21 protein-coding genes are annotated in these 26,506 nt (G+C 71.9%); 11 read left to right on the forward strand and 10 right to left on the reverse strand.

The annotated features are described in order from the left end of the window. Nucleotides 1-5,841 (reverse strand): TIR domain-containing protein (locus tag E1285_RS25760; protein ID WP_132156412.1); only part of this gene is annotated, 5,841 nt, incomplete at its 3' end. A gap of 58 nt (nucleotides 5,842-5,899) precedes the next feature. On the opposite strand from E1285_RS25760, the gene E1285_RS25765 reads away from it, so the two are divergent. Beyond that, entirely contained in the window at nucleotides 5,900-7,132 is a 1,233-nt protein-coding gene (locus E1285_RS25765) for an SLC13 family permease (RefSeq protein ID WP_132156414.1), read from the forward strand. A gap of 6 nt (nucleotides 7,133-7,138) precedes the next feature. Here E1285_RS25765 and E1285_RS25770 read toward each other — a convergent pair whose 3' ends face one another. From E1285_RS25770 to E1285_RS25780, 3 genes are read right to left on the reverse strand one after another with little or no spacing between them, the layout of a single operon-like run. Next, nucleotides 7,139-8,020 (reverse strand): inositol monophosphatase family protein, encoded by an 882-nt coding sequence (locus E1285_RS25770; RefSeq protein ID WP_132156416.1) that lies wholly within the window; start codon nucleotides 8,018-8,020, stop codon nucleotides 7,139-7,141. 31 nt (nucleotides 8,021-8,051) lie between these two features. Then, complete coding sequence (locus tag E1285_RS25775; protein WP_132156418.1) at nucleotides 8,052-8,864, reverse strand: hypothetical protein; 813 nt, start codon at nucleotides 8,862-8,864, stop codon at nucleotides 8,052-8,054. Further along, entirely contained in the window at nucleotides 8,861-9,874 is a 1,014-nt protein-coding gene (locus tag E1285_RS25780) for a hypothetical protein (RefSeq protein WP_132156420.1), read from the reverse strand. Before E1285_RS25780 ends, E1285_RS25775 begins: the two co-directional genes overlap by 4 nt. A 226-nt stretch (nucleotides 9,875-10,100) precedes the next feature. Here E1285_RS25780 and E1285_RS25785 point away from each other — a divergent pair, with 226 nt between their 5' ends. Beyond that, on the forward strand, nucleotides 10,101-11,252 hold the full coding sequence (locus E1285_RS25785; RefSeq protein ID WP_207946822.1) for a histidine kinase: 1,152 nt from the start codon (nucleotides 10,101-10,103) through the stop codon (nucleotides 11,250-11,252). Nucleotides 11,253-11,352: 100 nt separating this feature from the next. Beyond that, nucleotides 11,353-13,470, forward strand: coding sequence for an excinuclease ABC subunit UvrB (gene uvrB / locus E1285_RS25790; protein WP_132156422.1), 2,118 nt, complete (start codon nucleotides 11,353-11,355; stop codon nucleotides 13,468-13,470). Between the two features lie 70 nt (nucleotides 13,471-13,540). On the opposite strand, the gene E1285_RS47600 is transcribed toward uvrB, so the two are convergent. Both E1285_RS47600 and E1285_RS25800 read right to left on the reverse strand, forming a co-directional pair. Further along, nucleotides 13,541-14,377, reverse strand: coding sequence for a GNAT family N-acetyltransferase (locus tag E1285_RS47600; RefSeq protein WP_132156424.1), 837 nt, complete (start codon nucleotides 14,375-14,377; stop codon nucleotides 13,541-13,543). Then, on the reverse strand, nucleotides 14,362-15,006 hold the full coding sequence (locus E1285_RS25800) for a hypothetical protein (protein WP_207946823.1): 645 nt from the start codon (nucleotides 15,004-15,006) through the stop codon (nucleotides 14,362-14,364). Before E1285_RS25800 ends, E1285_RS47600 begins: the two co-directional genes overlap by 16 nt. A gap of 179 nt (nucleotides 15,007-15,185) precedes the next feature. Here E1285_RS25800 and E1285_RS25805 point away from each other — a divergent pair, with 179 nt between their 5' ends. Together E1285_RS25805 and E1285_RS25810 are read left to right on the forward strand one after the other, a co-directional pair. Further along, nucleotides 15,186-15,689 carry a GNAT family N-acetyltransferase gene (locus E1285_RS25805; RefSeq protein ID WP_132156426.1) on the forward strand — a complete coding sequence of 168 codons (504 nt, stop codon included), beginning with the start codon at nucleotides 15,186-15,188 and terminating at the stop codon, nucleotides 15,687-15,689. A 91-nt stretch (nucleotides 15,690-15,780) separates the two neighbouring features. Then, the gene (locus E1285_RS25810) at nucleotides 15,781-16,809 is read left to right on the forward strand and encodes an SGNH/GDSL hydrolase family protein (protein WP_243723048.1); all 1,029 of its coding nucleotides are present in this window, start codon (nucleotides 15,781-15,783) and stop codon (nucleotides 16,807-16,809) included. Between the two features lie 36 nt (nucleotides 16,810-16,845). Here the strand turns inward: E1285_RS25810 and E1285_RS25815 are convergent, their stop codons facing one another. Next, nucleotides 16,846-17,427, reverse strand: a complete 582-nt coding sequence (locus E1285_RS25815) for a TetR/AcrR family transcriptional regulator (RefSeq protein ID WP_132156430.1) — start codon at nucleotides 17,425-17,427, stop codon at nucleotides 16,846-16,848. Between the two features lie 72 nt (nucleotides 17,428-17,499). Between E1285_RS25815 and E1285_RS25820 the strand changes: the two genes are divergently transcribed. Both E1285_RS25820 and E1285_RS25825 read left to right on the forward strand, forming a co-directional pair. Beyond that, nucleotides 17,500-18,075 carry a dihydrofolate reductase family protein gene (locus E1285_RS25820; RefSeq protein ID WP_132156432.1) on the forward strand — a complete coding sequence of 192 codons (576 nt, stop codon included), beginning with the start codon at nucleotides 17,500-17,502 and terminating at the stop codon, nucleotides 18,073-18,075. Nucleotides 18,076-18,139: 64 nt separating this feature from the next. Continuing rightward, complete coding sequence (locus E1285_RS25825) at nucleotides 18,140-19,108, forward strand: CapA family protein (protein WP_132156434.1); 969 nt, start codon at nucleotides 18,140-18,142, stop codon at nucleotides 19,106-19,108. Here the strand turns inward: E1285_RS25825 and E1285_RS25830 are convergent. Beyond that, complete coding sequence (locus E1285_RS25830) at nucleotides 19,105-20,010, reverse strand: SDR family oxidoreductase (RefSeq protein ID WP_207946824.1); 906 nt, start codon at nucleotides 20,008-20,010, stop codon at nucleotides 19,105-19,107. The two genes, E1285_RS25825 and E1285_RS25830, sit on opposite strands and share 4 nt — an antisense overlap. Before the next feature lie 2 nt (nucleotides 20,011-20,012). Beyond that, nucleotides 20,013-20,609, reverse strand: a complete 597-nt coding sequence (locus tag E1285_RS25835) for a TetR/AcrR family transcriptional regulator (RefSeq protein WP_132156438.1) — start codon at nucleotides 20,607-20,609, stop codon at nucleotides 20,013-20,015. A 128-nt stretch (nucleotides 20,610-20,737) separates the two neighbouring features. On the opposite strand from E1285_RS25835, the gene E1285_RS25840 reads away from it, so the two are divergent. From E1285_RS25840 to E1285_RS25850, 3 genes are all read left to right on the forward strand, one after another. Beyond that, complete coding sequence (locus E1285_RS25840) at nucleotides 20,738-21,760, forward strand: DUF3533 domain-containing protein (protein ID WP_132156440.1); 1,023 nt, start codon at nucleotides 20,738-20,740, stop codon at nucleotides 21,758-21,760. A gap of 162 nt (nucleotides 21,761-21,922) precedes the next feature. Then, nucleotides 21,923-22,966, forward strand: a complete 1,044-nt coding sequence (locus tag E1285_RS25845) for an STM4015 family protein (protein WP_132156442.1) — start codon at nucleotides 21,923-21,925, stop codon at nucleotides 22,964-22,966. Nucleotides 22,967-23,074: 108 nt separating this feature from the next. Next, the gene (locus tag E1285_RS25850; RefSeq protein WP_132156444.1) at nucleotides 23,075-23,836 is read left to right on the forward strand and encodes a methyltransferase domain-containing protein; all 762 of its coding nucleotides are present in this window, start codon (nucleotides 23,075-23,077) and stop codon (nucleotides 23,834-23,836) included. A 37-nt stretch (nucleotides 23,837-23,873) separates the two neighbouring features. On the opposite strand, the gene E1285_RS25855 is transcribed toward E1285_RS25850, so the two are convergent. Then, a complete protein-coding gene (locus tag E1285_RS25855; protein ID WP_132156446.1) occupies nucleotides 23,874-24,581 on the reverse strand; it encodes a methyltransferase in 708 nt (235 codons plus the stop codon). Between the two features lie 309 nt (nucleotides 24,582-24,890). On the opposite strand from E1285_RS25855, the gene E1285_RS25860 reads away from it, so the two are divergent. Beyond that, the gene (locus E1285_RS25860; RefSeq protein ID WP_132156448.1) at nucleotides 24,891-26,273 is read left to right on the forward strand and encodes an HNH endonuclease signature motif containing protein; all 1,383 of its coding nucleotides are present in this window, start codon (nucleotides 24,891-24,893) and stop codon (nucleotides 26,271-26,273) included. The last annotated feature ends 233 nt before the right edge of the window (nucleotides 26,274-26,506 follow it).

The following is a 26,506-nucleotide window of genomic DNA, read 5'->3' on the forward strand; positions in this document are numbered from 1 at the left end:
GTGGCGGACCTCGGGGAGGTAGGGGTCCAGTTCGCCGGGTTCGAAGCGGCACATGCCCACGGCGTACCAGAATTCGGCGGTGGCGTTGCCCTCCCACTTGTAGCGGCCGTCGGGGGAGAGGGCGGCCCAGCCTTCGGAGAGGCCGAGGAGGGTGGCGCGGCGCGTGGGGGCGGCGTCGCCGCCGGCGTCCCAGAGGATGATGGCTCCGTCGTCGCCCGCGGTGGCGAGGAGGGTGCCGTCCGGGCTGAACGCGGCCGACCAGACGCGGCGGGTGTGGCCGGTGAGAGTGTGGCGGAGGCGGCCGCTGGCCGGGTCCCAGAGGCGGACGGCCATGTCGTCGCCCGCGCTGGCCAGGAGCGTCCCGGACGGGTGGAACGCGGTCGTCCACAGGCGGCCGGTGTGGCCGGTGAGGGTGTGCAGGGGTTCGCCGGTGGCGGGGTCCCAGAGCCGGACTGTTCCGTCGTTGCTGGCGCTGGCGAGGGTCTCCCCGGAGGGTGAGAACGTCACCCGGTAGACGCGGTCGTCGTGACCGGCGAGTTCGGCGGTGAGTTCCCCGGTGCGGGGGTGCCACAGGCGGACGAGGCCGTCGTCGCAGCCGGTGGCGACAAGGGTGCCGCCAGGGTGGAAGTCGATGGAGCGGACGCGGCCCCGGTGGTCGGCGAGGTTGACGATCTCGCGGCCGGTAGTCCAGTACCAGAGGCGGACGGTGTCGTCGTCGTTCGCGGTGGCCAGGACGTCGCCGGCGGGCGCGAACGCCTGCGCCCAGACGTGGTCGGTCTCCACGTTCAGCTCGCGTTCGAACGTGCCAGTCCCCGCCTGCCACAGGTGGACGCCGCCGTCGTTGGTGGCGGTGGCGAGCTGGGAGTCGCGGGTGTTGAACGTGGCGGAGGTGAGGTTGTCGGCCGTGCCGCGCAGCTCGCGGATCATCCGGCCGGTGCGGGGGTCCCAGAGGCGGACCAGGCCGTCGTTGCCGCTGCCGGCGAGCATGCCGCCGTCCGGGCTGAACGCGACGCCGGTGACGCGGCGGCCGTGGCCGCGCAGCACGACTCGGCACTGCCCGGTCTCGGCGTCCCACACCCGGGCCGTCCCGTCGTTGCTGCTGGTGGCGAGCTGCGCGCCGTCCGGGCGGAACGCGAACGGCCACACGGCGCCGCGGTGCCCGGCCAGTTCGAGGCGCTGCCGCCCGGTCGCGGGGTTCCAGAGGCGGACGGACCCGGCGCTGTCGGCGGTGGCGAGGCGGCCGCCGTCGGGGCTGAACGTGGCCTGGTAGATGCCGCCCTCGTGGCCGGGGAGCGTGGTTCGGTGGTGGCCGTCCTCCCAGATGCGGACGGAGCCGTCGGTGTCGCCGGTGACGAGGAGGTCCCCGGACGGGTGGAACGCGATGGCGTAGACGCGGCCGGTGTGGCCGAGGAGCTCCTGCCTGATCCGGCCGGTGCGGATGTCCCAGAGCCGCACGACGCCCGCCTCGTCCCCGGCGGCCAGGAGGGAGCCGTCGGGGTGGAAGACCGCGCGGAACACGGCGCCGCGGTGGCCGGTGAGCTCGCGCAGCAGCGCGCCGCCGCCCGTGTTCCCGCCCGCGTCCCCGCCCGTGTTCCCGCCCGTCAGGTCCCAGACGCGCAGGGTGCCGCCCGCGTCGCCGGTGACCATGAGGGAGCCGGCGGGGTCGAACACGGCGGTGTAGACGGGCGCGGTGTGCCCGGACAGCTCGTGCCGCAGGGCGCCGGTCGCGGCGTCCCACACGCGGACGGTCCCGTCGGCGGCGCCCGCCGCGACGAGGTCGGCGCCCGAGGGGGACCGCCCGCCGAGGACGACCGGCCACACGCCGTCCGGGTGGACGGTGAGGGTGTGGGCGGTGTGCCCGGTCGCGAGGTCCCACAGCCGGACGGTGCCGTCCGCGGAACCGCTGGCCAGCAGGTTGCCGCCGGTGTCGAACGTGACCGCGTAGGTGCGGTCGGTGTGGCCCTGGAGGGTGCGCAGGGGGGTCCCGGTGACGGCGTCGCAGACGAGGACGCCGCCGTCCTCGCCGCCCACGGCCAGCACGGAGCCGCCGGGGCTGTAGGCGAGCGGCTGGGGCAGGCGGCTGGTCTGGAAGTGGAAGCCGTACGGGACCCCGATCCCCGCCGGGGCGACCTGGATGTCGATGGGGCGGCCGGGCGCGATCGCCGCCTCCCGCAGTTCGGGGGCGGCCGCGATCCGCTGGGGGAGCGCGGCGTCGACGAGGGCGGCGCGGGTCCAGCGGCTGCCGTCGACGGTGATGTCCCGCAGGTCGGCGCGGGCCAGGCGGGCGCGTGACAGGTCGGCGCCGCGCAGGTCGGCGCCGGTCAGCCTGGCCTCGTCCAGGCGGGCGCCGGCCAGGGACGCGTCGCGCAGGACGGCGCGGGACAGGTTGGCGCCGACGAGCTGCGCGTCGGTGAGGTCGGCGCCGGTCAGGTCGACCTCCTGCAGGTCGCGGTAGGACAGGTCCTCGCCCTGCAGGCGCGCCCCGCGCAGGTCGGTGTGCGCCGGGGTGCGCAGCCGTGTGGTGATGCGGATCGCGTTGGCGCGGGCGATGTCGTCGGCGCCGGGGTCGGCGAGGACCCCGGCCGCCCACTCCTGGCAGGCGCGGGTGTCGGCGAGGTCGCAGAGGAAGTCGACGATGAGCTGGCTCATCGCCCGCCCGGCCAGCGCGGCCGGGGCCTCGCCCCGGGCGAACTCGTCCGCGATGTGCCGGGCGACGAGCCACTCCATCACCGACGTGTGGATGAAGCCGAACAGGCCGTCCGGGGTGCGCACGAGGAGGCTGCCCGCGCCGACGGCGTGCGTGACCTGGTGCGGCGACATGCGCCCGCCCGACAGGCCGGTGAGGGCGTCGGCGACGTCGGTGAGCTCGGCGAGGCGCAAGAAGTCCTCGTTGCCCTCCCACAGCCGCAGCGCGAGGGTGCCGACGGCCCGCCACAGGTCGTCGGCCTTGAGCCCCGACGGGCCGCCGGAGCCGCCGACGCGGTCCGCCTCGTAGGCCAGCCAGGACGACAGGATCTCCTGGTAGAGGTCGGCGGGGCTGACGGCCCGGCGGGCCTGCGCGACCGCGCGGAGCCGGTCCTCGGGCAGGTCGGCGATGAACGACAGCATCCGCGGGTTGGACGTGAGCGCCAGCAGCTCCTCGATGCCGGAGAGCAGGCTCAGCCGCGCCTCCGCGGCGTCCTCGTCCCCGTACCGGTTGACCAGGTACGAGCGGACCTGCGGGGGCGTGAACTCCTCCAGCCCGAGGACGCGGCGGTGCGGCAGCACGCCGACCTTCTCGCCGAGGGCGGTCAGCACCTGCGCCTGCGACTTGAAGTGCTGCGTGCGGCTCGCCACCACGATCTTCGCCTTGTCCTGGGCGGCCTGCAGCAGGGTGTCGAGGTGGTCGGCGGCCTGGTCGTAGGTCATCCGCGTCACCAGCTCGTCGAACCCGTCGAAGAGAAGGACGATGCGCCCCTGCCGGAGCATGTAGTGGAACGCCTTGAGGTCGATGAGCTCCTCGCCGTGGTTGGCGAGGTGCGCGGCGACCAGGCCGTCCACCGAGTGCGCCTTGTCCAGCGCCCGCAGCTCGATGAGGATCGGGATGACGTGGGGCAGCTCCTGGGGGATGCGGCGGGCCAGCTCGCGCAGCGCGAACGTCTTGCCGCGGCCGAAGTCGCCGAGCAGCAGCAGGAACCGGCCGTGGTCGGCGGCCAGCAGGCGCAGCATCTCGCCGACCACGTCGTCGCCGCCCGCCCCGCCGGACGGGGTCTCGGCGCTCAGGCGGTCGAGTTCCCGGTACCGCTGCGGCACGTAGAGGGCCGGCGGATACAGGCCGCCCCCGGAGAGCCGGCCCGTCTGCGCCGTCACGTACTCGGACAGGTCGACGAGGCCCTGGAACTCGGTGAGGCTCCGCACGCGGATCCCGCGCCGCAGGGCGTCGTCGCGCAGCGACCTGGCGGGCGCGTGCCCCAGGTACACCAGCTCGGAGCCGTGGTCGGTCCCGTCGGCGTGGACGTGCCGGACGAACGCGTCCACGTCCGCCTCGGTCACCTGGCCGACGTGGGCGCCGATGCGGTACTGCCGGACGAACCCGTCCTCCATGTGGGTGAGGAGCAGGTGCGGCGGATCCGACCGGCCGTCCTCGCGCGGGGGCGGCACGATCCGCCGGATGGTCGCGCGCTCGAAACGCGTCTCGCACGCCTCCGTCAGGCGGTCGAGCAGCCGCGCCGCGGGGTCGGGGACCGGGTCGGCGGCGCCGCCCGCGCCGGGGCCGAGTTCCGGGACGGGCGGCGCCGGCGGCGTCTCCGCGCGCGGCGCGGGGAACGTTCCGCCGACGCTCGTCCAGGTCTGTTCGAGACGTTCCGGGCCGCGCCGTTCGGCGTCCTCGGGGATCCACCGCTCCAGGCCGTCCCGCCGTACGACGACGATCTGGTGGCGGCCGGGCCCTAGGGCCGGGACGGACGGTACGCCGCCGTCCAGCAGCGGGACGGCGCCGAACTCCGACTCCGTCCCCTGGAAGAACAGGTTGACGTGGCCGCCGAGCAGCGTCTCCACGGTGTCGGTGTCGCGCAGCGCGCCGCTCTCCCCGGAGATCGGGGTGTGCTCGATCGCGCCCAGGCGGAGCCAGCCGTCGTCCTCGTAGTGCCGCAGCCGCTCGTTGAACCAGGCGGCCTGCGCGCGGCCGACCCGCCCGTAGCGGTCCTCCTCGCGATGGGTCTGCGGCAGCGTGGAGTTGAGTCCGGCGACCGCGACCCGCAGGTCCGGGACCGGGAACAGCGTCCACGGCTGGGCGCTGTCGAAGATCAGCGCGTCGATGCCCTGGTAGAACTCCTTGAACAGCCCGGCGTAGTGCCGCCACTTCGGCCAGTACGGCGGCTGCGGCTCGATGTCGTCGGCCTCGCAGCTGGAGAAGTACGCCTGGCACGCCGCGCGGGTGACGTCGTGGGTGCCGGGGACGACCACGACGCGCTGGGCCTCCAGGCCGAGCAGCGCGCGCAGGCTGGTCAGGAACGACAGCGCCTCGGCGAACTCCCTGCGGCTGCCCGAGTGGGTGATGTTGCCGGTGACGACGAGGAGGTCGGGGCGCGGTACGCCGGAGTCGGCCAGCCGCGTCACGTCGCTCCAGATGCGGTCCTGCAGTTCGGTGGCGGTCGTGGGCTCGCCGGGCTCGGCGAGCGTCCGGCCGAACCGGGGGCCGGAGACGTGCAGGACGCTCAGTTCCGCGCGCGGCACGTCGCCGCCGCCCGCGGCGGGGAACGCGGGCGCGGCCGCGGGCGCCCGCCGCGCGGGCCGTTCCCCGGCCGGATCCGGCCGGTCCCCGCCGGTGTCCTCCAGGCGGCCCGGGAGGGGCGCCCTGTCGCCGGGGCCGCCTCCGGGGCGGCCTCCGGGGAAGCCGGGGCCGTCCTGCGGGCGCGCGTGCCCGGCGAGGGCCTCCCCGATGCGCCGCATCAGCAGCCCGCGCGCGTCGTCGGGGTCGTCGACCCCCACCAGGTCCACGTAGGTGATCGTGGACAGCAGCCCGTCGATCGGGCAGTCCTCGATGCGGACCGTGACCAGCTTGCGGGCCGGGTCGTCCGGGTCGGCGCGCAGCGCCGCCATCCACTCCATCCGCCCGTACCGGGAGCGCAGGTAGTTGCGCGACAGCACGGCGACCACGGCCTTGGCCTCCGACAGGCCCCGGTCCATGAAGTCGATGAAGTTGGTGCCGGGCACGAAGTCCCAGGCCTGCATCATCGTCCGGTGCCCCGCAGCCTCCAGCTGCCAGGCGATCCAGGACGCCCACCGCTCGTCCGCGGGGGAGTAGCTGATGAAGAAGTCGGTCGGATGCTCCTGCCTGGGGTGGCCGCCGGGGGTCGTCATGCCGCCAGTATCGCGCGGCGCGGCGACGAAAACAGCGCGCGGGAACGCCTATGGGATCATGTCGCGCGTGTCATCCCGGACCGAGATCCTGCGCCGAGCGGCCGGTTCGCTGGGCGTCCTCGACTGGATCCGCATCGGGGTGCTGGTCCTCGGCCTGGTGTTCGTCGCGACCGGCCTGCTGCCGGCCGCCACGGCGCGTTCCAGCGTGGAGCGGATCGCGCCGCTGCTGCTGTTCCTGTTCAGCGTCATCGTCCTGGCGGAGCTGACCAAGGAGGCCGGGGTCTTCGACGCGATCGCGCAGCGGATGGCGCGGGCGGGGCGCGGGAACTACGGCGTGCTGTTCCTGCTGTGCGTGGCGTTCGCCTCGCTCATCACGATCTTCCTCAACCTCGACACGACCGCCGTTCTCCTGACGCCCGTCATGCTGGCGCTGGCGGCGCGCGCGCGGATCGCGGCCCTTCCGCTGGCCATGACCACGGTGTGGCTGGCCAACACCGCGAGCCTCCTGCTGCCGGTGTCGAACCTGACGAACCTGCTGGCGGCCGACCGCGTCGCGCTGGGGACGCGCGCGTTCGCCGCGCGCATGTGGGTCCCGCAGCTCGCGGCGCTGGCCGTCACGATGGTGCTGCTGTGGGTGTTCTACTGGCGGCGGCGGATGCGGGGCGCGGACACCTACGACCCGCCCGAGCCCGCGCCCGTCCGGGACAGGGTCCTGTTCTCCGCCACCGGGCTCGCGTGCCTGATGTTCATCGGCGCGATCCTCGCCGGGGTGCACACCGGGATCCAGCTCGGGATCGCCGCCGCCATCGCCGCCGCCGTCGCCGTGGCCGCGTTCGCCGTGCGGGACCGGGCGAGGCTGCGTCCCTCGCTGATCCCGTGGCAGCTCCTGGTGTTCGTCACCGGCCTTTTCCTGGTCGTCCCCACGCTGGAGCGGTTCGGCCTGGACGACGTGATGCGCGCCATGGTGGGCGGGGACGGCGGCGTCGCGGGCGCGTTCCGGGCCGCGTTCGGCGGGGCGGGCCTGTCGAACCTCCTCAACAACCTTCCCGCGTATGTCGCGGGGGAGTCGGCGGTACCGGCGTCGAACAGGGATCAGCTTCTGTCGCTTCTCATCGGGACGAACGTGGGGTCCGTCATCACGCCGTGGGGGTCGCTCGCCACGCTGCTGTGGTTCGAGTGGTGCCGCCGGTGGGACGTCCGCGTGCCCATGCGCAAGTTCGTGCTGACGGGGACCGTCCTGGCCGTGCTGGGCTGCGCGGCCACCGTCCCTGCGCTGCTGCTGACCGGCTGAGGCGGGCTAGGCGAGAGAGTCGGGGCCGTCCCGGGCCGTCATTTTCGCCGTGGTCTCCAGGAGGCGGTCGAGCAGTTCGGGGCGCGCCGCCACGAAACCCAGCTCGGACGCCGGGAGGTCGATGCCCATCGCGTACGGCCGCCCGTCCAGGCGGCGCAGCTCGGCCCCCGCCTCCGCGGCCAGCAGCGCCCCGGCGGGCAGGTCCACGATCTCGGGCAGGTAGCCGACGATCCCGTCGATGTCGCCGCGCACCAGCATCGTCCACGCCACCAGCGGTGCCCACAGCTGCAGCATCCGCGCGCACTGCCCCTCCAGGGACGAACGCAGGCCGAACGCCACGGGATCGTCCGGCGCGACCTGGTGCCCCTGCGTCCACGCCAGGACGGGGTTCTTCTCCCGGCCCGGCCGCGGACGGTCGGCCAGCGTCAGCGGCGCACCGTCCGGCCCCTGGGCTCCCCTCCCGCGCACCGCCGACCAGGTCCGCCCCGTCACCGGGTCATGGACGACGCCCAAGACGGGCTCGGCGCGCGCGCACAACGCGAGACCCACCGCGTACACGGGCATGCCGATGGCCACGTTGTTGGTCCCGTCGAGCGGGTCGACGAGCCAGACCATCTCCTCGCCCGGCTCGCCTTCGAGGACGCCGGACTCCTCGGCGATGATGCGGTGCCCCGGGTACGCGGCCCGCAGCCGCCCGACGATGAGCTCCTCGGCGGCCGTGTCCAGCTCCGTCACCACGTCCCCGTTCGCGCCCTTCGGGCGGGCGTTCAGGGGCCCGTCCACGCCGGCGGCGAGCAGCGTCCCCGCCTCCGCCGCCGCGTCCACCGCCACGCGGCGGGCCTCGGAGAGATCGACCGGATGGGCCGGTGACGGGGTCGTGGATCTCATCGGGCCTCTCCAGTCGGGTCCGGCGGCGGGACTACCGGTGCGCCGAGCGGCGCTGCCGCGCGTGCGGATCAGCGGGCGGGTGCTCGCCGGGCCCGGCGGCGGCCCGCGCGGGCGGGGGATGCGCCGCGGCGATCCGGCGGGCGGAACGGCGCAGGGCGAGCACGGTCTCGGCGTGGTCGGAACGCGAGCGGCGCACCCGGTGGGTCGGGATGTCCAGCGGGCCGAGCGACAGGTCGCCGCCGCCGGGCGCCTGCCGCCCGAGAGCGACCGTCGCCGCGTCCCCGCCGTCCTCGATGAGCGTGGTGTGGAACACCCCGGCGGGCAGGGTGTACGACTCGCCGGTCCGGTGCGTGCTGGACCGGCCGGGAGCGTAGCGGACGGTGCGTCCGGTCGCCCTCAGCTCGTCCACGCCGCCCTCGCTGAGCACCTCGAAGACCTGCTGCGCCCTGTCCGCGGACGTCTCGGCGGGATCCCCGCCGGATTCCCCGGCGGATTCCCCGGCGGATTCCCCGTCGATGTCCATCCGGACGTTCCGCACCGTCCCGTACAGGACGAAGCTCACCAGATCCCAGCTGTGGCAGTGCACCGGCGACGTGGTGGACGGGGCCGGGCGCACCTCCGGCGTCCAGATGTGCAGGCACACGCCGAAGTCCCCGGAGCGGTCCACGGGAAGGCACACGAACCCCAGCGGGTGGCGCACGGCGGGAACGGGCGAGCGGCCCGCCGCGACGTCGCCCAGGACGCGCTCGGCCCACACCGGTAACGTCCGCGCCGCCGTACCGGCCCGGATCTCCTCGCGGATCTCCTCGTACCTCACTCCGGACACCCCATCGCCCGCCCTCATTCGTAGGGGTCCTTGGCCCGCAGCGCCTTCCGGATGATCTCGATGACGTCGCGGTCGGTGTAGCCCTGCGCGAGGTCGACCCCGATCACCTCGAAGAGCTTGCGGACCTCCTCGACGGTCGGCTCGTCGTCCAGCGGCGCCAGCCTCGCCTGCTCGACGGGGACGCGGCGCGCCTGGTCCAGGCTGGTCTGCAGCTCCGCGCTGACCCAGCTGTAGTAGAACTTGTCGCTGTCGATGACCAGCGCCTCGCCGCGCGGGTCGTCGCGGGTCACCACGATCCGGGTCGCCGCCAGGTCGTAGCGCAGCGTCGTCATCGTCCGCGCCAGGCCGATGTCGATGTCGAGCATCGCGAACCGCTGCTTGTGCCAGCACGACGCGAGGATCGTGGCGTACGCCTCCTTGCGGGTGCGGTCCAGCGTCCACGGCTCGCCCGTCGCGTCCGGGCCGTCCGACACCGAGCGGCGGTGCCGCGAGTACGCCTCGCACACCTCCACGTCGGCGGGGTCGAGGATCTCCAGGCGGACCAGCAGGGTCCGGCGCTCCCTGCGGGCGGCCGCGACGCACTCGGGCAGCGTCCGCGCGCGGATGTAGGTGCCCGTCCCGCCCTTGAAGAACCACCGGTCGGTGTCGCGGCGCGCCTCCTCGAGGACCTGCGCCACCTCCGCGCCGCTGATGACGCGGACGACCGTGCTCTCGTCCAGGGCGCGCTTGGTCTCGGACAGGACGCCCTCGAACCCCTCGATGTGGGTCAGCCTGCCGCTCAGGTCGTCCAGCGTGGTCGAGGACGCGCGCAGCGTGTCACGGACCTCCGCCTCGACCGGGATGCGGCGCGCGCGGTCCCGCAGCACCGCCGTCGCCAGCAGGCCGATGACCGCGAGGATCGCGCTGTTGGTGATCTCCGCCTCGTTCGGCAGCTTCACCCCGACGCCGAGCACCGCGACGGTGATGGCGAGCACGAGCGCGATCACGGCGTCGGCGTTCTTCCCGAGCCAGTTGGCGAAGCGGGTCATGTTCTGCGGTTACCCCGTCCTGACGTCGGCGCCGAGGCGCCCCGGGAGGCGCGGGGGGTGTCGCCCCCTTCGGACGGCACGATCGGCGCCGTCATCGTAACCACAGCACCCGGAGCGCGGAAAAGCCCCGCAGGGCGGGTGATTCGCGTTTCCCGGAGGGATGGCCGCCCTCACCTTCGCCACATGTTCGACCTTGGTGCGCCGCCGTCCGCTATAGGCTCGGCGCATGCGCGTTCGGGGCTGGTGGTCGGCGGCGTGGCCGACACGCCGTTCACGCGCGCTCGACGTCTTCCTCGCCCTGGCCGTCGCCGCCGGCGACGGCGCGTTCCTGTGGTTCGTCGACCAGGAGTTCTGGCTGCCGCCGCCCGTCACGTCGGGGTGCAGCGTCGTCCTCGGCCTGGCGGTCGTCGTGCGGCGCATCCATCCCGTGGGTCTCGCGCTGTTCCTGCTGGTCTTCGGCACGATCACCGGCGCGGGCGCGTTCTCCACGCTCGTCATCCTGTACTCGCTCGCCGCCTACACCGCGTCCCGCCGGACGGTGGTGATCATCGCGGTCCTCGGCTACGTCGCCTCGCTCGTCGTCACCGCGCCGACCTCGGCGACGGACCCCTTCGTCGCGCAGGCCATCTTCGGCGTCGCGTTCGTCGCCGTCCCGGTCCTGCTCGGCCTCTACATGGGCGCGCGCAAGCAACTCCTCGCGTCGCTCCAGGAACGCGCCACGCGGCTCGAACGGGAACAGCACCTTCTCGCAGAGCGCGCGCGGGGAGAGGAACGCACCCGCATCGCCCGTGAGATGCACGACGTGGTCGCCAACAGGATCAGCGTCATGGTCGTGCACTCGGGGGCGCTCAAGGCGACCGCCGTCCGCGACCCGGTGCGGGCCGCCGAGACGGCGGGCGTCATCGGGGACATGGGACGCCAGGCGCTGGAGGAGCTGCGGCAGGTCATCGGGGTCCTCAGGCGGGGCGAGGAGGCCCTGCCCCACGAGGCGACGGACCTCCTCCACGTCCGCGAGCTCGTCGAGCAGTCCGGCGCCGCCGGGCTGCGCGTGGACCTGTCGATCCGCGGCGACGAGCGTCCCATGCCCGCCGCGGTGGGGCGGACGGTCTACCGCCTGGTCCAGGAGGCGCTCACCAACGTGCACAAGCACGCCGGAGCCGCCGACACCCGCGTCGACCTCGGCCTCCTCCCCGGGGCGATCGAGGTGGAGGTCGCCAACGACCCGCCCGCCGCCCGTCCCGACCACCGGCTGCCGAGCGGCGGGAACGGCCTGGTCGGCCTCCGCGAGCGCGTCACGGCCCTCGGCGGCACGTTCGAGGCCGGCCCGCGCGGCGGCGGCTACGCCGTCCAGGCCACGATCCCCCTGCCGGCGCCCTGATCGGCTTCAGGCCCTCCGGCCTGCGGAAATACCGATTGTCGTAGGCACTGCATACAGTGGCAGGGCAGGGGTGCAGTCCGGACCATGGGAAGAGGCGACGATGCGGCCGATCACTGATCTGCGGCGCCGCGTGGCGCCGTTCGAGGTCGTCACTGAGATGACGCCGTCGGGCGACCAGCCGGCGGCGATCGCGGCGCTCGCCGCCCGCATCGAGGGCGGCGACAAGGACAACGTGCTGCTCGGCGCCACCGGCACCGGCAAGACCGCCACGATCGCGTGGCTGGTGGAGAAGGTGCAGCGGCCCCTCCTGGTCATGCAGCCGAACAAGACCCTCGCCGCCCAGTTCGCCAACGAGCTGCGCGAGATGCTGCCGCACAACGCCGTCGAGTACTTCGTCTCCTACTACGACTACTACCAGCCCGAGGCGTACATCCCGCAGACCGACACCTACATCGAGAAGGACTCCTCGATCAACGACGAGGTCGACCGGCTGCGGCACTCGGCGACCAACTCGCTGCTCACCCGCCGCGACACCGTCGTCGTCGCGTCCGTCTCCTGCATCTACGGCCTCGGCACCCCGCAGGAGTACGTCGACCGCATGGTGCGCCTCAGCGTCGGGCAGGAGATCGAACGCGACGACCTGCTCCGGCAGCTCGTCGGCATGCAGTACTCCCGCAACGACCTCGCGTTCACCCGCGGCACGTTCCGGGTCCGCGGCGACACCATCGAGATCATCCCGCAGTACGAGGAGCTCGCCGTCCGCATCGAGATGTTCGGCGACGAGATCGAGAAGCTGGCCACCCTGCACCCCCTCACCGGCGAGCTGATCACCGAGGACGAGGAGCTGTACGTCTTCCCCGCCTCCCACTACGTCGCCGGTCCCGAGCGGATGGAGCGGGCCATCCGCGACATCGAGGCCGAGCTGGAGGACGTCCTCGGCGTGATGGACCGCCAGGGCAAGATGCTGGAGGCGCAGCGCCTGCGCATGCGCACCGCCTACGACATCGAGATGATGCGGCAGGTCGGCACCTGCTCCGGCATCGAGAACTACTCCCGGCACATCGACGGCCGCAGTCCCGGCAGCGCCCCCAACACCCTCCTCGACTACTTCCCGGAGGACTTCCTCCTCGTCGTCGACGAGTCCCACCAGACCGTCCCGCAGATCGGCGCGATGTTCGAGGGCGACGCGTCCCGCAAGCGGATGCTGGTCGAGCACGGGTTCCGGCTGCCGTCCGCGATGGACAACCGCCCCCTGAAGTGGGAGGAGTTCCTCGACCGCATCGGCCAGACCGTCTACCTGTCCGCGACGCCCGGACCGTACGAGATGAACCGGGTCAAGGGCGACGTCGTCGAGCAGGTCATCCGCCCCACCGGACTCATCGACCCGGAGATCGTCGTCAAGCCCACCAAGGGCCAGATCGACGACCTCATCCACGAGATCCGCGAGCGCACCGAACGCGACGAGCGCGTCCTGGTCACCACCCTCACCAAGAAGATGTCCGAGGACCTCACCGACTACCTCCTCGAACTCGGCATCCAGGTCCGCTACCTGCACAGCGAGGTCGACACCCTGCGCCGCATCGAGCTGCTCCGCGAGCTGCGCGCCGGCGAGTTCGACGTCCTGGTCGGCATCAACCTGCTCCGCGAGGGCCTCGACCTGCCCGAGGTGTCCCTGGTCGCGATCCTCGACGCCGACAAGGAGGGCTTCCTGCGCTCCGAGACGTCCCTCATCCAGACGATCGGCCGCGCGGCCCGCAACGTGTCCGGCCAGGTCCACATGTACGCCGACACGGTGACGCCGTCGATGGAACGCGCGATCGACGAGACCAACCGCCGCCGCGCCAAGCAGCAGGCCTACAACGACGAGCACGGCATCGAGCCGCAGGCGCTGCGCAAGCGCATCGCCGACATCCTCGACTCCCTCGTCCGGGAGGAGGCCGACACCGAGACCCTCATCGGCGGCGCCGGCCGCCAGCAGAGCCGCGGCAAGGCGCCCGTCCCGGGCCTCGCGTCCCGCACCAGGGAGGTCGGCCGGCACGCCGCCGACCTGGTCGGCGAACGCCCCCGCGAGGAGCTGGAGGCCCTGATCGAGCAGATGACCGCCCAGATGCACCAGGCCGCCGCCGACCTCCAGTTCGAGCTCGCCGCCCGCCTCCGCGACGAGACCAAGGAACTCAAACGCGAACTCCGCGACATGAAGGAGGCGGGGGTCAGGTAGCCCGTGCCCCGCGGTGGCCCGTGCCCCGCGGTGGCCCGCGGGCGGTGCCCCGCCGACGGCGGGCCGCGTGTCAGTCGAAGGCGAGCATGACGCGGTCCTCCACCGGCCGGTAGCCGAGGCGCTGGTACACGGCGTTGCTCGTCGGGTTCGCGAGGTCGGTGAACAGCACGACCTCGGTGGCGCCCGCGTCCATCGCGGCCTTGCTGGCCTCCGCGGTGACCGCCGCCCCGTACCCGCGGCGGCGGTCACCGGCCGGTGTGTACACGGCCGAGATCCGGGACATCCCGGCGACGACCGGGGACCATCCCGCCATCGACACCGGCCGCCCGCCGGCCTCCCACAGCGCGATGCGGCCCGCGTCGAGCCTGCCGTCCAGCACCACCGTGTTCACCGCACCGTGATCGCCGGCGTCCCGTGAGAACCCCGCCGACCACTCCAGCATCAGCGCCCGGTCGCCTGGGCCGGCGACGCGCCCCGCGCCCTCGGGCGGCGGGTCGGGCACGTGCAGGTCGCCCAGCCGGTAGAGCCGCTGCCGCATCGTCACGCGGCTGGCCGTGCCCGTCCGCCGGGTCCACGCGTCCGCGAACACCTCCGTGGCGGCGAGCGAACCGCTCGCCCCGCCCGCCGCCGTGCCCCGTTCCGCCAGGGCGTCCGCCAGCTCCCGCGCCGCCCGTCCCGGCATCGCGCTGAGCAGCGGCGGATACGCGGCGGTCCGAATGACCGTCCCTTCGACGCCCCCGCCCGGCGCCCACCATCCGAACAGGACGTCCTCGTAGACGCCGGGTCCCTGCTCGCGCATGTTCTCGGTGACGGTGAGCGCCACCGTGTTCCGTACGGGGTCGTCCCTCAGAAACCCGCCGGTCATCGCCAGGAACTCGTCCAGATCGTCGCTCAGTGTCCAGCCCATATCCGATCATGACCCTGCCCGCCGTCCGCCCGCACCTCGTTTTCCGCACCGCCCTGAGTGCCCGGACCCCGCTTCCGGCGGAGGTAGTAGGCGACGGTCGCGGCGCCGAGGAGCGGGCCCCACGCCAGGAGCGGCCCGTACGACGCGACGAAGACCGCGAGCTTCCACCCTTCGAGGTACACGGTGGTCCCGTCCGGTCCGGTGAACTTGTCGTACCCGGGCACGAACGAGAGCGTCCCGACCGTGAGGACGAGCGCGCCCGTGGCCGCGGGAACCACGGCCGCCAGGGTCGGCACCCTGCGTCCGCCCAGGAACGGGATCCAGCGCGGGAAGACCTCGCCCCACCGGCTGACCAGGCCGATCGCCAGGAACGCCAGCGCTTCGCTGAGGACGCTCAACAGGATCGTGTACGACCACATCGGCATCCAGCCCGGCAGGTCCCCGCGCGCTTCCTCGATGTCACCCGTCACGGGACCGATCGGCGCGCCGAAGCCGAGCGCGATCCGCCAGACGCAGGACGGCAGCACCACCAGACTCGCACCGTACGCCGCGATCACCGCCCACCGGGGGACCCCCTCGACGGTCGGCCCGTGCATTCGCCGGACGACCGCCGCCGCATTCATCGCCATGCCAGGCCCCTCACTCTCGGCTTCCCTTGGTTTCCTGAGTGCAAGTGAAGGGCTCACCCCGTCCGGTGGGCGTCCCTCCCGCGGGCGATCCGCCTCCCCACCGCGAGGGAGAACCCCGCGTCCCGCGTACGGGCGGTCAATGGGACGCCGTGGTCCGGGAGGCGTTTTACCATCGCGGGATGGACTACGAGGTACGTCCGGCGCGGCCGGGGGATCTGCCGGGCCTGCCGGCGATCGAGAATTCGGCCGACGGGATGTTCGAACAGGTCGGGATCGTGTTCCCTCCGGGGCCGACCGTTGTCGAGCAGATGGCGGAACTGGAGTCGGAGATCGTCGTCGCCGGTGATCCGCCGGTGGGCTTCGCGGCGGTCCAGGAGGTCGACGGGGCGACGCACCTGGAGCAGATCGCGGTGCGCGGCGATCTGGCGGGCCGGGGGATCGGCGTCCGGTTGCTGGAGGTGGTCATGGCGCGTGCCGCGGAGACCGGCTCCGCCGGGGTCAGCCTGCTGACGTTCCGGAACGTCCCCTGGAACGAGCCCTGGTACGCCAAGCACGGATTCGCCGAGCTGCCCGAGGAGCGGTGGGGACCTGGGATCAGGTCCTACTGGGAGGCCGAGATCGAGGCCGGTCTTCACAAGCTGGGACCCCGGCTGGTCATGTGGGCGCGGATCGGGCGCCCGTGACCGGTTTTGATCTACATTGTAAAGGCGGGAACCCGGGACGGCCCGTGGACGTCTGCCCTCATGGACGCGGAGGAGGATGATGGTCGGCCCGGTGGCATGGGTACGGAACCGTTTCGGCGAACGCGGCGTCGCCGTCGCCCTTCTGCTGACGCTGCTGGCGCTGGCCGTGGTCCCGCTGGTGGCGCTGCCGGCGGCGCGGTGCAAGATCTTCGGCAGTGGGTGCCACGAGCCCGGATCCGAGCCCGGTGCGCGCGCGGATCCGGTGGCCACCGAGAGGGCACTGTCGCCGATTGAAGCCGCCACGTGGGGCTCTTATGTGGCGCTGGGGGATTCGTACTCGTCGGGGGTCGGCTCGGAGGCGACCGTGTCCGACCACAATCCGCTCGACCGGTGCCACCGGACCTCCAAGGCGTACTACCACGAGGTCTCGAAGGCGTTCCAGTTCGCGAAGGACAGCGGCTTCTGGGCGTGCTCCGGCGCGACGACGGCGGACGTGCTGACCGGCAAGGGCGGGGAACCGCCGCAGATCAACCGCATCGGTCCCGAGACGAGCCTGGTCACGCTGAGCATCGGCGGCAACGACGTCGGGTTCTCCAAGGTGCTCGCCGGATGCGTCGTCAAGCTGCCGTGGAGCAAGGACTGCACCCGCCAGGGCGAGGACATCGCCGCCCGGATGGCCGAGCTCCGCACGAGCCTTCCCGATCTGCTCGACAAGATCACGGCGAAGGCTCCCCGCGCGCGGGTGATCGTGATGGGCTACCCGAAGGCGTTCTCCGAGGTCAGCGGCGTGGACGGGGACAACATCACGGTGTCCGACCAGCGCTGGCTGAACGGGCGGGCCCACGACCTGGGCAAGCTGATCCAGCAGTCCGCCGTCGAGGCCGACGCGCGGATCGCCGCCCGGAACGGCCGGGGCAGCGTCGAGTTCGTCGACGCCTACAGCGCGTTCGCCGGCCATGAGGTGGGCAGCGAGGAGCCGTACATGAACGGCCTGGCGCTGAACCTGTCGGCGCTGGAGGCCGAGCCGCGCAGCTACCACCCGACCGCCGCCGGGCAGCAGGCGCTGGCCGGCCTGTTCGTCGAGCAGATCAAGAAGGGCCCGGGGCGCCCGCTGTCCTAGCGTTCCTTGTGCCGTCCTAGCGTTCCTCGTGCTGTCCTAGCGTTCCTCGTGGTGGACGGCGCGTTCCACCGCGACCGCCACGAGTTCATGAACGTCGTCGTCGGAGAACACTCCCGGAAGGGTGAGGTGCTCGACGATCAGCCAGTTGAGCGCGAGGTAGAGAAGGCGGCCCGAGGTTGCGTCGCCGGGGAGGCCGGAGTCCAGGTGGTAGGTGATGTTGGCCTCCACGTCCTCGCGCACCCGCTCGGTCAGGACGGCGCGCAGCTCGGGCCGTCTCGTCGCCTCGAGGCGCAGCTCCAGGAGCGCCAGGTAGCCGGTGCGGAAGTCGGCGATCCGGCCGACGATGCCGTGCATCAGCTCGGTGACCTTGGCCAGGTCGCGCGGCCCCTCGATGACCCCCGCGAGGGTGTCCGCGTCCGGCTGGAGGCGTTCGTAGATCCGTCCGCCCACCTGCATGAACAGGTCGTCCCGGTTGGCGAAGTAGTTGGACGCGGTGCCGACCGGCACGCCCGCCCCGGCGTCCACGGCCCGGAACGTCAGCCCGCGCGCCCCCTCCGCGGCCAGGACCTCGATCGCGGCGTCGACCAGCGCCGCCCTCCGCTCCACGTTCCGCCGCATGATTGACACCACTCCAGCCGTAGTACTACATTCAAACCACTGCAGACAGAGTACTACGAACGGAGTTCCGATATGCGAAAGCTCGTCTACTACGTCGGCGTCAGCATCGACGGCTACATCGCCGGTCCCGGCGGCGAGTTCGAGTTCTACCCGGTCGCAGACGACATGGTGTCCTGGATCACCGAACGCTATCCCGAGACCGTGCCCACGCACATCCGGTCGCAGGTCGGCCTGGAGGACGCGCCTAACAAGCGGTTCGACACGCTCGTGATGGGACTCGGCACGTACAGGCCCGCGCTCGACATCGATGTGACCAGCCCCTACGCGCACCTGCGGCAGTACGTCGTGTCGACCACGCTGGACGAGATCGCCGACCCCGGAGTTGAGCTGGTCAGGGAGCCGCACGGCATCGTCCGCGAACTCAAGGCCGAAGAGGGCGGCAAGGACATCTGGCTCTGCGGCGGCGGCGAACTCGCCGGCGCCCTCCTGCCCGAGATCGACGAACTGATCATCAAGAGCTACCCGGTCGTGGCCGGCGCGGGCGTCTCCGCGTTCGCCGGCGGGTTCCGCCCGACGCTCTTCACGCCGACCGACCGGAAGGAGTTCAGCAACGGCGCCCAGGTCACCTGGTTCACCCGCACCCCGTGACCGGGGAAACCTGCCGATGTCGGGTAGGTGTGGGTCTATACGCTGCTGATGGGGGGGGGACCGGATGGCCGTTACGGTGGCGCTCGCCGGTGACACCATGCTGGGCCGCGGCGTGGCGGACGAGATCGCCGCGTCCGGTCCGAACGGCCTGTTCTCCGACGACGTGCGGGAGATCTTCAGCGGCGCGGACCTCGGGCTGGTGAACCTGGAATGCTGCGTGTCCGGTCGCGGCCGGAAATGGGACGCGCCCGGCAAGCCCTTCCACTTCCGGGCGCCGCCGGCCGCGGCGGAGGCGCTCGCCGGTCTCGGCGTGGACTGCGTGACGCTCGCCAACAACCACGCGCTCGACTACGGTCCGGAAGCCCTTGCGGACACGCTCCGGCATCTGGGAGGGGCGGGCATCCAGGTCGTCGGTGCCGGCGCGAGCCCCGAGGAGGCGCGGGAGTGCGTCGTCCTGGAGGCCGGAGGCCTGCGGATCGCGGTGGTGGGCGTCACCGATCACCCGGTCGACTTCGCCGCCGGGCACGGCCGTCCGGGTGTCGCCCATGCCGAGTTGGAGAAGGGCGTCCCCGGGTATCTCGTGGAGCAGATCCGGCGGCTGCGGGAGAGCGATGACGTGGTGCTCGTCCTGGCGCACTGGGGGCCGAACATGACGCGGGAGCCGCTGCCCTACGTCCGGCGGGCGGCAGGAGAACTGGTGGACGCAGGGGCGACGCTCGTCGCGGGGAGTTCGGCGCACGTCTTCCACGGCGTGGCCCTGCCGGTGATCTTCGACATGGGCGACTTCATCGACGACTACGCCGTGGACGGGAGGCTCCGCAACGACCTCGGGCTCCTGTTCCTGGTCACGCTGGACGGCGCGGGGCCGTCCCGCGTCGAGGCGGTGCCGCTGCGGCTCGCCTACAGCCACACCCACCTGGCGGACGACGCGGGCCATGCGTGGATCGCCGAGCGTTTCACCAGGGCGTGTGCCGCCTTCGGGACGAGTGTGAAGGCCGAAGGCGGCCGTCTGGTCGTCGAAGCGCCGCCCTAAAGCGGATCTCCGAGCGGGCCGTACTCGTCCACGAGGGCGTCGGCCCAGTGGGCGGCGAAGTCGGGCTGCGTGCCGTCCACGTCGGTGAACCCGTACTCCTCGTACAGGCCCCAGGTCGCCAGCGCCCGTCCGGTCTTGGTCATGACCTGGGGGTCGGCGGCCAGCGCGGCGACGGCCCGTCCCAGGTAGGCCGGGGTCTCGGAATGGGCGAAGTGCGGGTCCTTGGCGATGGCGTCCCGCCAGTTCGCCTCGGTGACCCCGAAGTGATCCAGGACGGCCTCCGAGCGCAGGAAACCGGGGGTGACGGCCACCGCCGCGACCCCGCGCGGCTTCAGCTCGGCGGCCTGCGCCACGGCCAGGCGGATCACCGCGGACTTCGCGAGATCGTAGAAGAACGAGCCGCGGTAGCGGGCGGTGTTGCCGTCGGTCACCTCCACCACGAGGCCGCGTCCCCGCGCGACCATCAGCGGGAGCGCGAACCGGCTGGTGATCACGTGGGTCTCCACCGCCTGCCGCAGGAGCCGCAGGCCGGTGTCGAGGTCCTGCTCCCACAGCGGATGCTCCCAGTCGGTGAGCGGGTCGCCGCCCCACACGGAGTTGACGAGGACGTCGAGCCGCCCGTCCTGCTCCGCCGCGATCCGCTCGGCGAGCGCCTCGACCTCGTCCGGACGGCTGTGATCGACCCGCACCGGAATCCCGGTTCCACCCGCCGCGGTGACCTGCGCGGCGGTGTCCTCGATGGTCTCCGGCCGCCCGAGGTCGGAGCGTCCCGAGCCGCTGCTGCGGCCCGTGACGTACACCGTCGCCCCGGCGGCGCCGAGCTGGACGGCGATCCCTCGCCCGCCCCCTCGCGTGCCGCCCGCGACGAGGGCCACCCGGCCGGTCAGTGGACGTTCCTCCATCATCATTCTCCCTTCCTGACGTGCGGTGACAGGACGGTACCGATCTCCCGTGCGAGGCGCTCCCGCAGCGTGCCCTGCCGGTCGAGAGCCCAGTTCAGCCCGGCTCCGGCGATGACCGCCTGAACCGATCCGGCCAGCGCCGCGACGTCCGTACTGGCTTCCAGTTCGCCCGCCGACACCGCCTCGCCGAGCAGCGTCCCGATCACGCGGCCGTTCGCCTGGTGGACGGCCAGGGCGTGCTCGCGGAGCTCCGGATCGGTGAGGTCCATGCACAGGAACGCCAGGTGGTTGGCGTACGCCTCCGGTGTGGCCACATCGGACACCGACCGCGCCGCGAACTCCCGCAGCGCCGCGAGCGGCGACCCGTGTCCGTCCCTCGCCTCCTCGTGCAGGGTGTCCGCGTCCTGGACGGACCGCGCGGCCAGCGCCAGGAGCAGCCCCCGCTTGGACCCGAACCGCTGGACGAGCGTGCCCGGCACCAGCCCGACCTCGTCGGCGACCGCGGCGAGCGTGAGCTTCGCCGGCCCGAGCCGCCCGATCACCTCGACCGCCGCCCGCAGGATCACCGAGTCGTCCACACCCCGGGGCCGTCCCGCCATCGCGCGTCCTCCACTTAATAAATGAACAGACATTTATTAATACATCCTCGCGCCCCGCTGTCAACCGGATCGCAGGTCGCGCGCCCGTGCCGTAGTTACAATCCGCGCCCATTGGGTAGCCGAAAGTAGTGCCAAGCAAGCCTGAGCCCGCGCACGGCGTCTCCTATCCGGTCACCGGATTGATGATGGTGGCCGTCTTCTTCCTGAGCGCCGCCTTCATCGCCTCCTACCTGGGCGGCCTTCACGCGCCCCGTCCCCACCGCGTGCCGGTGGCGGTGGTCGGCGCGCCGGAGGCCACCGCGCGGATCGACGCGACGCTGAGCGGGCAAGGCGAAACCTTCGACCTGCGTACCTACCCGACCCCCGCGGCCGCGCAGCGCGCGATCCAGGACCGGGACGTCTACGGCGCCTACGTGTCCGGCGAGGCACGGCTGCTGATCACCTCTGCCTTCGGGCCGACCGCGAGCGGCCTGCTGCGCGACACCTTCGGCCCGGTGGCCGCCGCCGGCGGCCGGACCCTGTCCGTGCAGGACGTGGTCCCGGCCGACCCCGGCGACCGGGAAGGTCTCGTGCCGTTCTATCTCGTGATCGGGTGGATCGTCAGTGCCTACCTGGTCGCCGCGATCGTCGGGCTGTACCGCGGCATGGCGGCCGCGACGTTCCGCGACGCCGTCGTGCGCCTGGCCGCGTTCGCGGTCTACGCCGCGGTCACCGGCGCCGCCGGGACGCTGATCGTGGAGAACGGCTACGGCTACCTGTCCGGCAGCCCGTGGCTGCTCACCGGGATCGGCGCCCTGTGCGTGTTCGCCGTGGCGGTGACGACCGCCGCGGCCGAGAGCCTGCTCGGGATCATCGGGACGGCCCTGGCGATCCTGGTGTTCGTGGTACTGGGCAACCCCTCCGCGGGCGGCCCGTGGCCGCTCGAGTTCCTCCCGCCGTTCTGGCGGGCGATCGGCCCCTGGCTGCCCAACTGGGCCGGGACCGAGGCCGTGCGCGACGCCGTCTACTTCGACGGCCACGACCTGGCCCGCCCCCTGATCGTCCTGGCCGTCTACGCCGTCGCCGGCGCCGTCCTCTTCCTGCTGCTCGCGGGCCGCAGCAACCCCGTCCAGCGCTTCCCGGGCACCCCGCACGCCGCCGGCCCCAGGTGACGTTCCAGCCCGAGTCCGGCGCGGCGGCGTCATGATCGCCCAGCCGCCCGTGCGCCTCGCGGCATCCGTGCAACCGGATCATCGGCATACGTCGGAACCAGAACCGTCCGGCCAGCGTCGATAACTCCATCTTGCCCCCCACGACGCATAGGTGACCTGACCATGCCGCACTACGACTACATGGCGGAATTCGCGGGTCTTGCGACCATTGACTTCCCGTCGAAGGAAAGCAGCCCCGCAACGCCCTCGGCGTCCGAGGACGAGCGGCTCGCCGCGGCGAAGGCCGATCCGGGCGCGTTCGCATGGCGGCTGCGGCTGCAGCCCTTCGGGGACGAGGAACATTTCCGGGACTACCTTGAGCGCTTCGTCGCCGAGGTCGACACCACGGCCGTCACCGCGTTGATCATCGGCAACTGCTGGGACCCCGGGCCCGCCAACGACGACGTCGACGGCGTGCGAGACCTGCTGGCCGCCCGGGCGGCGGCGTTTCCCGCGCTGACCGCGCTGTTCTTCGGGGAGGTCACCAGGGAGGAGACCGAGATCTCCTGGATCGCGCAGACCGACGTCTCACCGCTCGTCACGGCATTCCCCGGGCTGACCGAATTCGGCGTCCGCGGCGCCAACAGAATGAACATCGCGGGACGCGACTACAGGCTCGCGTGGGAGGTGTCCCATCACCAGGCATTGAGCCGCCTGACGTTCCAGACCCACCAACTGGATCAGGCGGTGGTCCACGGCGTCCTGGGCACCGAACTCCCCGCCCTCGAAAGCCTGGAACTCTACCTGGGCAAGCGCACCACTCCAGAGGACCTCGCGCCTCTTTTGTCGGGCTCGGCCTTCCCCGTCCTGAAGCATCTCGGCCTGCGCAACGCGAAGAACACCGACACCCTGGTCACCGCCCTGGCGGACGCCGCCGTGACCAGCCGCCTGAACACCCTCGACCTGTCCTTGGGCACCCTCACCGACAAGGGCGCCCGCGTCCTCCTGGACACACCGGCCTTCCGCGACCTGGATCGCCTGGACCTCCACCACCACTACATGTCAGAGGACATGGCCGAACAGGTCCGCGCCCACTTCACCGAAGCGGGAGTCGACCTCGACACCGACGACCGGCAAGAAGTCGAAGAAGAGGAGTGGGACGAGGAGGACGACGAGGAGGAGTGGGAGTACGAAGACCCCGAGTACTACCCGGCGATCACCGAGTAACGGCCGTCCCAGCGGCGGCCCCGCCGGAAACGGAGTCGAGCCGGGAGACCGTTGAATGGCATCCTGACCAGGCAATGACGTCGTTCACGTACTTCCGGAGCCCCACCCTTGCTGCGCCTTCATGAGATCGCCGAAGCGGATCATCGCATCCTCAACCCGTTCACCGAGGAGAAGCTTCTCCTGCTGGGCGAGGTGAGCCGCGTCGGGCTCGGTACCAAGATCCTGGATCTGGCCTGCGGCAAGGGCGAGATGCTGTGCCGATGGGCGGTGGAGTTCGGTTCCACGGGCCACGGCGTCGACCTGAGCGAAGTGTTCCTTGCCGCAGCGCACGAGCGAGCCGCCGAGTTGGCCGTCGCGGAGAAGGTGAGCTTCGAGCAGGGCGACGCCGGCCGCTACCGCGCACCTGGACGCTTCGACGTGGTGGCCTGCCTCGGCGCGACCTGGATCGGCGATGGCCTGACCGGGACGATCGAGCTCATGCGTTCCGCCGCCGCAGACGATGGCCTGCTGCTGATCGGCGAGCCGTACTGGACCGACGAGCCACCCGAAGCGGCCTACGCGGCATTCGGCTTCTCACCGGACGATTTCGCTTCGCTCACCGGCACTCTCGACCGCTTCGAGGCCGCCGGGCTCGAACTGGTGGAGATGGTCCTGGCCGACCCCGACAGCTGGGACCGGTACGTGGCCTCCCAATGGTGGACGATCCACGAATGGCTCAAGGCCAACTCGACCGACCCGGACGCCCCCGCTATGCGCGAGTTCGCCGACACCTCCCGCCGTTCCTACCTCGCCTACAACCGCAGATACCTCGGCTGGGGAGTCTTCGCCCTCCGCCAATCCAGGAAGCCGACCGCAGTGCTCACAGCCTGACGAGTCGCACCCGGGACAACGGGCGAGCGACGGCGCGTCAGGGCGTCATGCGGAAGGTGTAGTAGTCGACGCGCCAGCCCTCTTTGACCAGGTCGTCGTGGGCCACGACCGCCGTCTTGAAGCGTTGTTCGTCGGCCAGCCTGCGCAGGTGACCGAGGTCGCCCGAGGTGCCGAAGAAGATGAGCATCCTGCCGGTGAGGCGCAGATACCGCCGGGCCTGGTGGAAGAAGGTGGTCATGGCGCGGTAGTCCTGGTCGGCGGTGGCGGTCTCGCGCAGGTCGCGCGGCGCGAACCAGCGGAACGGCGGATCGAAAATGATCAGGTCGAACTCGCCGCTGACGTTGCTGAAGACGTCGCTGTGGCGCACTTCGACGCGCTCTGCGACGCCGTTGGCCTCGGCATTGCCGCGGGCGGCCTCCAAGGCGACGGGGTTGGTGTCGACGGCGACGACCCGCCTGGCCTTCGATGCGGCGAGGATGGCGTTGACGCCACTGCCGGTGCCCATGTCCAGGACGCGGTCACCCTCGCGCACCTCGGCTAGGACGGCCTCACCGAGGAGGCTCGAAACGGGCGCGATCGGCTGGACATCAGGCGGAACCGTCAGTGTCAGGCCCAGGTAATCGAAGGTGTGGACAGCGGGGGACTCGCCGGCGCGGCGCGCGTAGGCGTCCTCGTGCCAGCGGCGGATACGTTCAACCTGCTCCGCCGAGACGGTCGGAGTGTAATCGGGGTTCGCTTCGGCCATGCGTCACGCTCCAGACCTCCAGACCTCCAGACCTCCAGACCGATCGTCTCACCCGCCGGAGGACTTGGGAATATGCGCCGGCCGTCTCCGGGTGGTCCTGAGCCATTTCAGCGGTTCGGATATCGCTGCTGGTCGGTGCGGTGTGGGGCGCCGCGCTTCGCGCGGCGAGAACTGGCGGCGATGGCGAGGGTCCTGGGTGAAGAAATGCGGTGACATAAATATGGCGTGTCTGGATTGTCCGGGGGTGTTGTTGTGATCTTCCACTAGAATTGGGGTAGTGCACTTTGGTTGGGGGTGAATCTTGTGTCCATGCCGCTTGAAGTCGTTGAGGGGCCTGAAATCGTCGTCGGTGCGCGTGAATGGGAAAATCGGGAGTGGTTCCCGCCCGGCCCGCAACTGGCCATCTGCCTGTCCGGCGGGAAAGAACGCCTGGCCGATCTGACCGACGACGAACTGTTGCAGGTCGCGGCCGCCGCCCGGCGGCAGACCTCCTGGGCCCAAGCGCGGGAACTGGCCGCGATCGCCGAACTCACCCAGCGGCGGACCAGCGCCGAGGCCGACGGCGATCCTGACTACCGGATCCTGTCCGCGCACGAGTCGGTCACCGAAGAGGTCGCCGCCGCGCTGACCGTCACCGGCAATACCGCCGCCACCCTGGTTCACCTCGCCGAACAGCTGACCGGGCCGCTTGCGGAGACGGGGGCGGCGTTGGAGGCCGGACGAGTCGACATGGCCAAGGCCCGCGTCATCTGCGACATCACCGACTCTCTGCCCGACCAGGTGGCCCAACGGGTCGAGTCGGCGGTGTTGGAGAAGGCGTCCATTCAGACCGCCGGGCAACTGCGACGCCGGATCAAGCGGGTCGTCCAGCGGCTGGCCCCGGAGGCGGTGGAGGAGCGCAAGCGCGAAGCGGTACGGCAACGGCGGCTGGAGCTGTGGGAGACCGCAGCCGGGACCGCCGATCTGGCTCTGTGCGACCTGGCCCCCGAAGACGCCCACGCCGTCTTCAACAAGATCACCGCCGCCGCGCACGGGATCAAGGCCGACGGCGACACCCGGCCCCTCAACCTCATCCGCGCCGACCTGGCCACCCAACTGCTCAACGGTGCCGAACTCCCCACCGCCGTCCAAGTCCTGCTCGCCCAGGCCGAGGACGCCGAGCCCAGCGCTCCCACGCCCGCGCAGGTCCCCGACGACGACAACGGCGACACCACCGACACCACCGACACCAGCGACACCACCGTGACCGCTTTGGCTGCACTGCTCGGTCAACGGCTCGCCCACCTGCGCGGTCGCACGCCCGCCGCCGAACTGCCCGCCGCAGTCGACCAGGCCGTACACCGCCTCACCCAGCGGTTCGCTCAGCGGCGTGACGAGCTCTGCCAAGGCGACGACGACCAGCACGGTCGGCCCGGCTACCGGCCCCCGGCAAGTCTGCGGCGGGAGATCGAGGCACGGCACGCCACCTGCGTCTTCCCGAGCTGCAACCAGCCCTCACACCGCTGCGATCTGGACCATACGATCCCCTGGCGGCCCGGGGTCACCTGCCGCTGCAATCTTGCGCCGCTCTGCCGCAGGCACCACCGGCTCAAACAGACCCCGGGCTGGAAACTCCACCACCTCTGGCCCGGCCTCCTGGTGTGGACCACCCCGGCCGGAGCCTGGTACATCATCCGCCCCGACCGCCAGTAAGGTCTCCCCAGCCTGAGTGATCCGGACAGTCGAGCCTTCCGGGCGGTGGCGGTGACGTTCGAGTATCCCGGCCCCTGCCATGTTCGACGTCCCGAAGGGAACTGGTTGAGCTTCCCCCCGGAGCACGGACATCTGATCTGAGGTCACCGGCGATCATCAGGAAGGATGTCCGCCATGCCCTCACCACACCCGCCCGAGTTCCGCCGCCGCGCGGTCGAGCTGGCCCGCCAGGG

The sequence above is a fragment of the Actinomadura sp. 7K507 genome (assembly GCF_004348425.1).
Lineage (GTDB): Bacteria > Actinomycetota > Actinomycetes > Streptosporangiales > Streptosporangiaceae > Spirillospora.

Bases quoted from the DNA above. Each gene is read 5' to 3' on its own strand.
- E1285_RS25835 (WP_132156438.1), bottom strand. From the start codon at position 20,609: ATGGCGGGACGGCCCCGGGGTGTGGACGACTCGGTGATCCTGCGGGCG.
- E1285_RS25765 (WP_132156414.1), top strand. From the start codon at position 5,900: ATGTCGCGCGTGTCATCCCGGACCGAGATCCTGCGCCGAGCGGCCGGT.
- E1285_RS25820 (WP_132156432.1), top strand. From the start codon at position 17,500: ATGCGAAAGCTCGTCTACTACGTCGGCGTCAGCATCGACGGCTACATC.
- E1285_RS47600 (WP_132156424.1), bottom strand. From the start codon at position 14,377: ATGGGCTGGACACTGAGCGACGATCTGGACGAGTTCCTGGCGATGACC.
- E1285_RS25845 (WP_132156442.1), top strand. From the start codon at position 21,923: ATGCCGCACTACGACTACATGGCGGAATTCGCGGGTCTTGCGACCATT.
- E1285_RS25780 (WP_132156420.1), bottom strand. From the start codon at position 9,874: ATGACCCGCTTCGCCAACTGGCTCGGGAAGAACGCCGACGCCGTGATC.
- E1285_RS25775 (WP_132156418.1), bottom strand. From the start codon at position 8,864: ATGAGGGCGGGCGATGGGGTGTCCGGAGTGAGGTACGAGGAGATCCGC.
- E1285_RS25785 (WP_207946822.1), top strand. From the start codon at position 10,101: ATGCGCGTTCGGGGCTGGTGGTCGGCGGCGTGGCCGACACGCCGTTCA.
- E1285_RS25770 (WP_132156416.1), bottom strand. From the start codon at position 8,020: ATGAGATCCACGACCCCGTCACCGGCCCATCCGGTCGATCTCTCCGAG.
- E1285_RS25830 (WP_207946824.1), bottom strand. From the start codon at position 20,010: ATGGAGGAACGTCCACTGACCGGCCGGGTGGCCCTCGTCGCGGGCGGC.
- E1285_RS25815 (WP_132156430.1), bottom strand. From the start codon at position 17,427: ATGCGGCGGAACGTGGAGCGGAGGGCGGCGCTGGTCGACGCCGCGATC.
- uvrB (WP_132156422.1), top strand. From the start codon at position 11,353: ATGCGGCCGATCACTGATCTGCGGCGCCGCGTGGCGCCGTTCGAGGTC.
- E1285_RS25825 (WP_132156434.1), top strand. From the start codon at position 18,140: ATGGCCGTTACGGTGGCGCTCGCCGGTGACACCATGCTGGGCCGCGGC.
- E1285_RS25805 (WP_132156426.1), top strand. From the start codon at position 15,186: ATGGACTACGAGGTACGTCCGGCGCGGCCGGGGGATCTGCCGGGCCTG.
- E1285_RS25860 (WP_132156448.1), top strand. From the start codon at position 24,891: ATGCCGCTTGAAGTCGTTGAGGGGCCTGAAATCGTCGTCGGTGCGCGT.
- E1285_RS25855 (WP_132156446.1), bottom strand. From the start codon at position 24,581: ATGGCCGAAGCGAACCCCGATTACACTCCGACCGTCTCGGCGGAGCAG.
- E1285_RS25800 (WP_207946823.1), bottom strand. From the start codon at position 15,006: ATGGCGATGAATGCGGCGGCGGTCGTCCGGCGAATGCACGGGCCGACC.